At 37.0% G+C, this 11,900-nt stretch carries 9 protein-coding genes; 3 read left to right on the top strand and 6 right to left on the bottom strand.

Annotated features, from left to right (window positions below; all coding sequences use genetic code 11):
• Nucleotides 1-6 precede the first annotated feature (6 nt).
• Nucleotides 7-1,842 carry a heparinase II/III domain-containing protein gene (locus tag BUB90_RS11735; RefSeq protein WP_073287916.1) on the top strand — a complete coding sequence of 612 codons (1,836 nt, stop codon included), beginning with the start codon at nucleotides 7-9 and terminating at the stop codon, nucleotides 1,840-1,842.
• Between the two features lie 125 nt (nucleotides 1,843-1,967).
• On the opposite strand, the gene ptsP is transcribed toward BUB90_RS11735, so the two are convergent.
• The 6 genes from ptsP to BUB90_RS11705 form a co-directional block, all read right to left on the bottom strand.
• On the bottom strand, nucleotides 1,968-3,671 hold the full coding sequence (gene ptsP / locus BUB90_RS11730; RefSeq protein WP_073287913.1) for a phosphoenolpyruvate--protein phosphotransferase: 1,704 nt from the start codon (nucleotides 3,669-3,671) through the stop codon (nucleotides 1,968-1,970).
• Between the two features lie 47 nt (nucleotides 3,672-3,718).
• Nucleotides 3,719-3,982 carry an HPr family phosphocarrier protein gene (locus BUB90_RS11725; protein ID WP_073287911.1) on the bottom strand — a complete coding sequence of 88 codons (264 nt, stop codon included), beginning with the start codon at nucleotides 3,980-3,982 and terminating at the stop codon, nucleotides 3,719-3,721.
• 142 nt (nucleotides 3,983-4,124) lie between these two features.
• Entirely contained in the window at nucleotides 4,125-6,017 is a 1,893-nt protein-coding gene (locus BUB90_RS11720) for a PTS fructose transporter subunit IIABC (RefSeq protein WP_073287909.1), read from the bottom strand.
• 91 nt (nucleotides 6,018-6,108) lie between these two features.
• Nucleotides 6,109-7,011, bottom strand: a complete 903-nt coding sequence (gene pfkB / locus BUB90_RS11715) for a 1-phosphofructokinase (protein ID WP_073287907.1) — start codon at nucleotides 7,009-7,011, stop codon at nucleotides 6,109-6,111.
• A complete protein-coding gene (locus BUB90_RS11710; RefSeq protein ID WP_073287905.1) occupies nucleotides 7,008-7,757 on the bottom strand; it encodes a DeoR/GlpR family DNA-binding transcription regulator in 750 nt (249 codons plus the stop codon). Before BUB90_RS11710 ends, pfkB begins: the two co-directional genes overlap by 4 nt.
• Before the next feature lie 231 nt (nucleotides 7,758-7,988).
• Nucleotides 7,989-9,335, bottom strand: coding sequence for an MATE family efflux transporter (locus BUB90_RS11705; protein ID WP_073287903.1), 1,347 nt, complete (start codon nucleotides 9,333-9,335; stop codon nucleotides 7,989-7,991).
• Nucleotides 9,336-9,631: 296 nt separating this feature from the next.
• On the opposite strand from BUB90_RS11705, the gene brnQ reads away from it, so the two are divergent.
• Both brnQ and rbr read left to right on the top strand, forming a co-directional pair.
• A complete protein-coding gene (brnQ, locus tag BUB90_RS11700) occupies nucleotides 9,632-10,945 on the top strand; it encodes a branched-chain amino acid transport system II carrier protein (protein ID WP_073287901.1) in 1,314 nt (437 codons plus the stop codon).
• 231 nt (nucleotides 10,946-11,176) lie between these two features.
• On the top strand, nucleotides 11,177-11,797 hold the full coding sequence (rbr, locus tag BUB90_RS11695) for a rubrerythrin (protein ID WP_073287899.1): 621 nt from the start codon (nucleotides 11,177-11,179) through the stop codon (nucleotides 11,795-11,797).
• Nucleotides 11,798-11,900 lie beyond the last annotated feature (103 nt).

Here is an 11,900-nt window from a genome sequence, read left to right as displayed (position 1 = left end):
GCGACTATGTTTTATGAAATAGCTAAAGATTTTGACGGTATACTAACTAATTTCCTACCTTACGCTACTGCTACACAAAGAAAAGAATGGAATTGTCTTGATCCTATATGGAAAGAATCTACCATCGAAGCGGGACGTTCTTTCAGATCCTTTTCCTTTGATCCCCTACCAGCAACCCTCTTTCTAGATTTTACACGAATCGGAAATCGTTCCAATTATGAAGATATTTACTTTACTAAACGACGTGCGCTTAATGCATTAGTTCTAGCTGAATGCGCATCAAATTCCGGTGAATTCATAGATGACATAATTAACGGCATCTTCTCTATATGCGAAGAATCTGCATGGCAACTACCAGCACATAACTCCTATATTAGAGATACCCCTTGCTTATCGTTACCGGATGCGACCGATCCCGTTCTTGATCTATTCTCGTGCGAAACAGGGGCGCTTTTAGCGACGATTCACTATTTATTAGAAGATAAGCTCAACGCTATAAGCCCATTCATAACCAAAAGAATACGGAATGAATTACAGCAACGAATATACACGCCTTATCTATCTAAACACTTCTGGTGGATGGGCAATGGAGATGAACCAATGTGTAACTGGACGATCTGGTGTACACAGAACATACTATTATCTGTTTTCTTACTACCTAATTACCCCGATTTTATGAAGCAAGTCTTCCTAAAGGCGTGTGAGAGTACAGACTATTTCCTGAAAGATTATGGACAAGATGGTTGTTGCGATGAAGGGGCCCAGTATTACCGACATTCCGGACTATGTCTTTTTAATACAATTGAGATTTTGAATGCTATTACCAACAACTTCTTTATTAATGTCTATAAAGATGAAAAAATAAGAAACATGGCTACTTACATAATGAATGTACATATTCATGACAAGTATTATACCAATTTCGCTGATTGCTCCCCTGTTGCTGGTCGGGCAGGTGTTAGAGAATACCTCTTTGCTAAGCGAATTAATACTCCTGCAATGATGCAATTTGCAGCACAAGATTTCCACGCCTCTAATGATCTTATACTTGCAAGCGAAATTAATCTATATTACCGCTTGCAAAATGCATTCACGGTTACTGAAATCAAAAACTACCTAACGGAAGAAGAACTGATTCACCCTGACATCTATTATTCAAGTGTTGGACTTTTCATTGCCAGAGATTCTAAGTATTGTCTAGCTGTTAAAGCTGGTGATAACGGTGACAGCCACAATCATAATGATACAGGAAGTTTTACCATATACAAAGATGGCAATCCATTCATAATCGATGTTGGTGTTGAGACATACTGTCAGAAAACATTCTCGCCTAGAAGATATGAAATCTGGACTATGCAATCAGCGTATCACAATCTTCCAACAATTAACGGAATTATGCAAGACCCAGGAACTAGTTACTGTGCTACTAATGTTGATGTTTCGTTATCAGATGATGACTGTCATATTCGTATGGATATCGCTTCTGCCTATCCAAAAGAAGCTGGTGTTCAAACGTATCAACGTCTTGTAACCTTTAATAAAGAATCTTCTATTACAATTGATGACTCCTTTACGTTAGATTCTAATGAAGACGGTCAAGTCGTAATAAGCTTAATGACCTATGAAAAGCCTCGCGTTATCCACTGCGGTAATTCAACTGCTTGTATAACAATGATTCAAATCGGTAACCTGGGGACCATATCCATTCTTACAGAAATCGACCTTACTATTGAAGAAATCGGGATAACAGATGCAAGATTACAAACTGCCTGGGAACACGAGATTTATCGTATGCTAATCATACCAAAAGAGAGTTTATTTAAATTGCAAATTAATGAATAGCACTATTATCCGACGTCATAGAAATGCTGGGCACACTACAAAAAAGGACAATTCCCAAGAGAAATGTCCTTTTTTGCATAGTATGCACATCTATATTAATTGTTTGATTGGGGAATATACTAATACTATTGCATGTTCTGAGAAAGATACTCAAATACTTCTCGTTCTGTAGTAAGTTGCAATGCTTTCTCAGCAATTTCTTTTGCTTTATCCAGTGAAATCTCAGAAATAGCCTTTCTTGTTGCCAGAATAGCTGAGGAACTCACACTGAATTCATCCAAGCCAAATGCAAGAAGTAATGGTATTAATCTTCTATCACTGGCAGCCTCTCCACACATTCCTACCATAATACCTTCTGCTTTTGCAGCTTGAATGATGGTTCGAATGCTACGCAAAACCGCCGGTTGATAGGTAGAATACAATGCTGCAACCTTAGCATTACCACGGTCAACTGCCATCGTATACTGTGTTAAATCGTTAGTTCCAATACTAAAGAAATCCACTTCCTTCGCTAATAAATCTGCTATTATCGACGCAGCTGGTGTCTCAATCATTACACCAATTTGGATATTCGGATTATATGCAATACCTTCCGCGTCTAATTCCTGCATATACTTTTTAAGTAATTCCTTCACGCTACGGATTTCTTCCATACAAGTTACTAGTGGCACCATGATTCGAATATCACCAAATGCACTAGCACGAAGTAATGCACGTAATTGAGCTCGGTAAATCTCAGGACGATCCAGACAATAGCGAATTGCTCGGTATCCTAGGAAAGGATTATCTTCTTTTTGAATCTCAAGATAAGGAATCTCTTTATCTCCCCCGATATCAAGTGTACGAATGATAATTGGTTTTCCATTCATAGCTATAACAGCTTCTTTGTATGATTCAAATTGTTCTTCTTCAGAAGGTAGTGAGGACTTGTCCATGAATAAAAATTCTGTACGGAATAACCCTACTCCTTCACCGCCAGATTCAACAACCGTCTGTGCTTCCTTTGGTGTTCCAATATTACCGAATAATTCAACTTCTATCCCATCGGCTGTTTTGGTTTTCATACCTTGGAATGCTAATAGATCTTTTTTCTCTTGTTGATGCTTCTTGTATCTTTCTTCATATTCTTCCACTTGTTCTCTCGAAGGATTGGTAATTACAATGCCCTTATCTCCATCCACGATGGCTTCTTCTGAATCTTGTAAGCTAGTTGTACAGTTCTCTATACTTAAGACCGCAGGTATTTCTAACGCTCTTGCTAGGATTGCAGAATGTGAAGTTACACCACCAACTTCCGTTATGATACCAACTACATTCTCTTTCACAATTCCTGCAGTCATAGACGGAGTCAAATCGCGTGCTACTAGAATCGTTCCAGCTGGTACTTTACTTATATCTACATCATGAATTCCAATTAATTGTTTTAAGAAACGTGTCTTGATATCATGGATGTCACTTGCACGCTGTCTCATCATCTCATCTTCAATAGCTGAGAACATCTGAATGAATGTGTCACAAACTTCTTCCATCGCTTGTTCAGCGCATTTGCCTGATTTGATTGCTGCTTCTACTTCTGTTTTCAAGGTTGGATCAGATATAATCATAACTTGTCCTTCAATAATTTCGGCTTCCTTATCTCCAATCCGCTCTCTTACATCTTCTGCAACTTGCATTGTATTCGTAGTGAATACTTCCAATTCTTTCTTGAACCGTTCTAATTCTGCTTCTACGTCAACTGATTTGTCCTTATCATATTCAATTACTGCTTCTCTTAGTAAAACAATATGTCCGATACCAACTCCAGCAGACGCTGCAATGCCATGATACATAGCAATACCTCCTATCTACCTATGTCGACGCACCATCAACCTAGGAATTATTCACCAAATCCATTGTTGTATAATTCATCAAACTTTGCTAATGCTGCTTCCTCATCTGCTCCATTACACTGTACTTCAATCTCTGTACCACATTTTATACAAGCTGCCATTACGTTCATAATACTTTTTGCATTAATTGTTGCTCCATTAACTGCAAAACTTACATCTGAATTAAATTTCATCATTTCCTTTGTTACTAAACCAGCTGGTCTCATATGAAGTCCTTGTTCATTTTTGATTGTGTATTTTTTACTTACCATGTTTTTATCTCCTTTATGTCTTAATAGTATAGTTAATTACAAGTTTTTACAAATCATATAGATATATCAAAAGTCTTTCATTTTATTTCATTCAGTTATTATATCTCTATTTATCATTCTTATGCTTTAGTGAATCTCATGTTTAATTACTAATTGGTTTCTTCCAGAAAGATAGAATTAACATACCAGTTACAGAACCTACTACTAACGCTATAATGTAACCTAACACATTACCCACTACAGGAAATACGAAGATTCCTCCATGAGGCGCTCGAAGTGTACAGCCCATTGCCATTGAAATTCCACCAGCGACTGCAGATCCGATAATACAAGAAGGAATTACACGTAGTGGATCTGCTGCTGCGTAAGGAATAGCTCCTTCTGAGATGAAACATAATCCCATAATATAATTTACAAGACCTGATTTTCTATCCTTTTCCGTCCATCTATTCTTAAAGAATGTTGTAGATAATGCAATTGCTAATGGAGGAATCATACCTCCAATCATAACTGCTGCCATGATATCATAATTGCCACTGGCAATCGCTGCTGTTCCGAATACATAGGCTGCTTTGTTGAATGGTCCACCCATATCAATTGACATCATTCCTGCTACAACACAGCCAAGTAGTACTTTACTTCCGCTACCCATCGCATTCAATCCATCAGTTAATGCTGTATTGATTCCTGCTACTGCAGGGTTAATGGCACACATAATCAAACCAATTAGTAGAATACCAAGGAGAGGATATAACAATACTGGTTTAATTCCTTCTAAACTATCAGGTAACTTGTCACATAGTTTCTTTAACCCAACTACAAGGTAACCACCAATGAAACCTGCTAATAATGCACCTAAAAATCCGGCAGGAATACCTGTCTCTGCTGTTAATGTCATACCTGTTGCTGCAATGGATCCACCAACAAAACCAACAGCTAACCCTGGTCGGTCTGCAATACTCATAGCGATATAACCTGCCAGTATTGGTAACATGAATCCAAATGCGGTACCACCAATATGTTTAAAGAATGCAGCAATTGGCGTATTCGTACCGAAGTTAGCAGGGTCGATTGAATAATCATCTAATAAGAAAGCCAAGGCAATTAGAATACCACCACCAATAACAAATGGTAACATATGGGATACACCATTCATTAAATGTTTATATAATTGTCTACCAAAGCTTTCATTTTCTTCATTCCCATCACCCGAATCCTCTCCAGAGTGATGATAGATTGGTACTTCTTTATTAATAATCTTATCGATTAATTCCTGTGGTTTATGAATTCCATCAGCAACTTTAACCTTAAGTACTGGTTTTCCATTGAATCTTGCCATCTCAACATTCTTATCTGCTGCCACGATAATACCATCTGCTGCTTCAATCTCTTCTTTCGTTAAGACATTCTTTGCCCCACCTGATCCATTGGTTTCAGCCTTTAAGGTATATCCTAACTGATTTGCTTTCAACTCTAAGCTTTCAGCTGCCATGAAAGTATGTGCAATTCCTGTCGGACACGCTGTTACTGCTAAGATCCGATAACCTTTCATTTCTTCTTTCTCAGGTTCTCCGAATTTCTCAATCTCTTTCTCATTAATAACTGCTAGGAACTCTTCTGAAGTCTTCGCCTCTAATAAACGTTGTCTGAATACAGGATCCATTAACATAACGTTAAGATTAGCTAATACTTCTAGATGTACATCTCCACCATGTTCTGGTGCTGCTATCATAAAGAATAGGTTACTAGGTGCTCCATCCATTGAATCACAATCCACACCCTCTGGCACTGTCATTGCTGCAAGTCCAGGTTTTAAAACTGCTTTATTCTTTGCATGTGGAATTGCTAAGCCTTCTCCAATTGCGGTGGTTCCTAACTCTTCTCTAGCAAGAATACCAGCTTTGTACTCTTCCTTATCTTTAATATTACCAGCGCTTGCATGTAAATCGATCAAAATCTGTAATGCTTCACTTTTTGAATTTGGTGTCTCATTTAATGCGATTGCTTCCTTTTTAAGAAGATCTGTTATTCTCATTCTACTACCTCCTATCATTCCTATGCTTTGTTATAAACTCTATTAATTGGACCACTATCTACTAAATAGCTGCCATATTTCACTCTAGCTTCTATAACTTTTGTAACAAAGTTTCAATCAGTTCTTTACTTCCTAGTCCTGGCGAGAATGCTGTCGCACTCCCTGAAGCCGTCCCCAATCGTAATGCTTCACTATATTCACCGGTTTTCATATAACCGGCTAAAAATCCCGCAACCATAGAGTCCCCTGCACCTACTGAGTTAACAACCTTACCACTTGGAACTCCCATACGATGTACCATGTTATTCTCATCTATTAAAATCGCACCCTCTGAAGCCATAGAGATTAGTACGTTACGTGCACCCATATTTTGTAATTCATAAGCGTATCGAATAATATCGTCTTCTGTTTCTAGCGTAACACCAAACATCTCTCCAAGTTCATGGTTGTTTGGTTTAATTAAGAACGGTTTGTATTTAAGGACATTTTTTAATAAGTCATTCGTAGCGTCCACTACAAATCGAATATCTTTCTTATATAAGCGCTCCATAATCTGCTCATATATATTATCTGGTAAGGTGCTAGGTATACTTCCTGCCAAGACTAAAGTATCACCCGCTACTAATTTGTCTAACTTTTCAAACAGATCCGTAATTGCAGATTCCGTAATAGAAGGACCGTTCGCATTAATCTCTGTTTCACTTTCAGATTTAATCTTAAGATTGATACGACTTATACCTTCTGGTAATCGTATAAAATCTGTCTGAATTCCTTGTGCTTTGACGCCCTTTTCAATCTCTTCTCCTGTAAATCCAGCTATAAACCCAAGCGCAACACTATCTAATCCCAGTGTTTGTAATAACACTGACACATTGATTCCCTTACCACCATAGTAGATTTCTTCACTAGTTGTTCTGTTTACATGCCCTGTTATTAATTGCTCTACTCTTACTACATAATCAAGTGCTGGATTAAATGTTACTGTATAAATCATTGCTTACATACCTCCTTTACAATGGCTACTTCTTTATATTTATCATCTGGTGCATAGTCAGTTATGATACAAACTTTATCAAGTGACGCAAAAGTTACAGAAGAAACCTTACCAAACTTCGAATGATCAGCTAATATGTATGTCATATAGCTACGTGTTACGGCTTCTTTTTTCATAAGACCTTCTTCGATTTCAGGTGTTGTCATTCCTTGATTAATACTAATACCATTCGTTCCTAGAAATCCTTTTGTAAAGTTATACTTTCTAAGATTATGAATACCTTCCGCTCCTACTAACGCTTCTGTTGCTAACTTAAGTTCTCCACCAATTACATAAGCCCTACAACCTTTTTGTACTAGCTTCTTAGCGTGTGCAAAACCATTGGTCACATAGACAGCTTTCTTATTCGTTATATAGTCAACAAGCTTTAGTGTTGTTGTTCCTGCATCAATATAGACAAAATCGTCATCTTTTATTAAGGAGGCTGCATAACGTCCTATTTCATTCTTCTCATCAATATTCAACGATGATTTTGTTTCTACATCTGCTTCAAACGATGTTATATCTTCTAATACCGTTGCTCCACCATGTACTTTGTTTACTTTTCCCATCTCATGTAGTGTAATGAGATCTCTTCGTATTGTCGATTCCGATGCATCTAATTCTTTTGTAAGTTCTGTTACAGTTACAGCCTTTCTTTCTTGTAATACTTGAAGTATTAGATTGTGTCTCTCCTGTGTTAGCATATTTATTTCCCCCTCGAATTCTCATTACTAGTATAGTCATATACTATCATTATTTTCTTTCAAAGTCAATCATTTTCTTTCATTTAAATTCATTATCATTCATTTCCAATCATATAGAATCATTTCAAACTTCGTTTTCTCCATTTTCATTCATATTCATTCAACACTACGTAAAAAGTGGTTATCGTGTATAGTAACACAATAACCACTTTTACTTATATTCTATCAAAATTATATGCAATTATTCGTTATCTCTTTTTCTTTTAAAACTGGATTTTTCTTAATCTTAATAATTAATGGAATAACCATTAGTATCCACACAATTGGTTCAGCTAGAATTATCCCCATATAATCAAGATGAGGAACGAGTATAATCACAATTAATACTTTCCCCACAAGTTCTATCATACTAGATATAATCGGTGTGGTATGGTCCCCTATTCCTTGCATAGAATTACGTAACACGGTAATCATTGCGGGTACAAAATAAAATACGGTATTGATCTTTAAGTATAAAGTTGCTGTTTGTACAATCTCAGAATCACTAGTACCAGTTACCATATGTACTAACCATGGTGCAATTGTATAACTAGCAATCATCATAATTGCTGACCATATCCATGTAATTACTATAACGCTACGGATTCCTTCTTTTATACGAGAGATCTGACCTGATCCAAGATTCTGACCACAATAAGTAGTCATCGTTGTGCCACAGACACCAAACATCAGCATATAGATTTCTGTAATCTTTCTTGCTGCTGTATGAGCTACAATTGTTTTCGTTCCGAATGTATTGATTGCACTTTGTAATGCTACAGTTCCAAGTGAAACTAATGATAACATAAATCCCATCGATAATCCCGACAGATACATCTGCTTGACATAGGACCACGTCACCTTAAAGTCCTCTCTTTTTAGATGTAACATCGGATACTTCTTCCATATATATGTAAAACACATTACTACCGAACATATTTGTGATATTACAGTTGCATAAGCAGCACCTTCCACTCCCATATGAAAGCCTTTAATAAATAAATAGTCCAATCCAACATTCAGTAAAGCTGCTAACATTAAGAAGATAAGAGGAGTTATTGTATCTCCAATTGCACGCAACACACTTGCACAGATGTTATATAATAATGTAACAATCATACCAAGAAAAATTATTCGAATGAATGTGTGCGATTGGTGTATTACTTCTTCTGGTGTATTTAAAACCCGAAGTAGAGGCATTAAGAAGGTCACACTTATGACCGTAAGTACCAAGGTCGTTACTATACCTAAGGTCACCGTCATGGCTGTTGCTTTACGTAATGCTTTTTCATCTTTTGCACCAAAACTTTTCGCGACGTTAATTGCAAAACCATTGGTTAACCCTATTAAAAAACCTATTATTAATGAATTAATTGAATTTGTTGCTCCCACAGCTGCTAATGACTGCTCTCCTAACGTCTCCCCAACGATTCTAGTATCAATCAAATTATATAATAATTGAAATATGTTACCGACTAATACGGGTAATGCAAATTGAAAAATTAATTTGATTGGCTTTCCTTTTGTTAAATCTTTCATACTATGTACCACAACTTTCTCATTATATTGCTCCGATAACTACTATAAATCCATAATTACAGACCAATTGCCACTATATCATATTGATAGCAACTATGCAATAATGCAGAATAACAAAAAAACTAAGGCAGAATACTATGCGTACTTGTAAAAAGATTTTCATAATGATAAAATTTTTCTAATAAATACTCTAGAAGAGTTGAATCAAGTGCTAAGAAGAGATCCATAAGTTTGCGGGGAAGAAACCCGCGCTTTTCCTACTTCGAGTGATAAAATGAGTTATGAGAGGAACTAATATGATTGAAAAATTTAATTTCAAAACTAAACTATTGATGGGTTTTACCTTATTCTCCATGTTTTTTGGAGCCGGAAATCTGATTTTTCCACCCTATTTGGGTGCACAGGCAGGAAGTCACACATGGACAGCCTTTTTGGGATTTGCAGCCAGTGCGGTAGGACTTCCGGTACTGGGGGTGGTTGCTGTGACCCTTTCCGGGGGGCTGAACGAGTTGGCGTCAAGGGTACATAAAAAATTTGCTTTTGTGTATATTTTAGTACTCTATCTTGCTATCGGCCCCTGTCTTGCGATTCCCAGAACCGCCAGTACTTCATTTTCTATTGTATTGAAACCCTTTATGCCGGAGGGAATATCTCTGGGACCGATACAGCTTGTTTATTCTCTTTTATTTTTTACAATAGCAGCTTTGGTAGCCATGCACCCAGAACGACTCACAGAATACTTAGGAAAGTGGCTGACACCTATTCTTTTATTCTTGATTGTGTTTATATTTGTGGGAACACTGATGAAACCTGAGGGAGGGGCGGCTGTACCTTCCGAGAGTTATCTGAAAATGGCTTCGGTGCAGGGATTTTTAGACGGTTATCAGACTATGGACACGCTTGCAGCTCTGAATTTTGGAATCATTGTTGCTATGAATATTCAAGCAAGAGGAATCAAAAAAGAAAAATCTGTGATGAACGAGACAATTTGGGCAGGTTGGATTGCGGGAATTGTACTTCTGATAGTTTATGCTATGCTAACCTTTGTGGGAATGAATTCGGGAAAGAACTTTCCAGAAACGACGAATGGAACGGAGGTACTGATGAAAATGTCTGAATTTTTATTTGGACGGATGGGAATGATTATTCTGGCAGCCAGCTTTTTGATTGCCTGTTTTAATACTTGCGTGGGCCTATTTAGCTGCTGTGGAAAATATTTTAACGGAATTTTTCCGAGAATCAGTCACAAGGTATGGGTATGGAGTTTTGCGGCAGTATCCGTGGTAATTGCTAATATTGGGTTAAACGCTATTTTAAAATTCTCTGTCCCTGTACTGAACGCTATCTATCCTCTTGCGATTTTGCTGATTGTTCTGGCTTTTACTCATCGTTTGTTTAAGCGTTTTGAATACGTTTATCCATGCTCCGCAGCTTTTTGTGGAATTAGCAGTATGCTTCTAGTTTTGGAACAGCAGAAGCTTCTCTTTCCGGGAATCTCTAAATTTCTTCGTATGATTCCAGGTCATGCGATTGGCTTTGGTTGGCTGATTCCTACTCTGGCGGGAATCGTTCTGGGGGTGGTATTTAGTAGAAAAAAGGGAAGCATTTAGAAACGGTATCATGTTGACACTACGTTAACAGTTCAATCACGGTAGATTCGTGGTAAAAAAGATTTATTCGAGATTACAATGATAATAATTAATTATAGAAAGTATAGTTTTCCATAATGTACAGATACTATGCTTGTTTATGTATCGTTAGTCAAATGCAAACTCTTCTCAATTACAAAGCGTTTACAATTGCCTATTACGTCTCATTAATATAAGAAAAGAGGGAACTATATGCCTGTTGATTTTAAAACAAGTGAAACTAGAGAAAATCTAATGCGTGCTTTTGCTGGTGAAAGCCAAGCCCGTAACCGTTATACTTTCGCTGCTGAAATAGCTCAAAGACAAAAGCAAAAAATGGTAGAAGAATTATTTACCTTCACTGCCAACCAAGAACGTGCTCATGCTAAGATATTCTATGATCACCTTCAAGAATTCACTGGAGAGAATATCGAGATCTCCCAAGCTGCATATCCAATTAATGTTTCAGAGAATCTTGAGGATTTATTAAACTTTGCTAAGCATAACGAATATGAGGAAGCCAACGATGTGTATCTCAAATTCAGTCAGAAAGCACAAGAAGAAGGATTTGTTAAAATCGCTCATTCCTTTTCTGAAATTGCTAAAGTTGAACAAGTTCATTGTGATCGATTCGAGAAATTAGCCGAATTAATAAAGAATAGCCAATTATATACTGCATCCTCCCCATCCGTTTGGGTTTGTGTGAATTGCGGTTATATCTTCGAAGGTACCCAAGCTCCTTTGAAGTGCCCAGTTTGTCTATATGAACAAGGTTATTTCTTACCTGTTGATTTACTTAGTTGTAAAGATTTCTTAAAAGGAAAAAATAATTAATAATCTGTAAAAGGGGCTGTAAAAAAACTCCCCTAAAGAAAAAACGCTGTCGTTCATAGAACGTACAGCGTTTTTCTGATATAATTAGTTATGCGATTAACTA

It is taken from the genome of Anaerosporobacter mobilis DSM 15930 (assembly GCF_900142955.1).
In the GTDB taxonomy this organism is placed as follows: domain Bacteria; phylum Bacillota; class Clostridia; order Lachnospirales; family Lachnospiraceae; genus Anaerosporobacter; species Anaerosporobacter mobilis.
The sequence above is the reverse complement of the archived record's forward strand: the minus strand, read 5'-3'. Positions and strand labels throughout refer to the sequence as shown.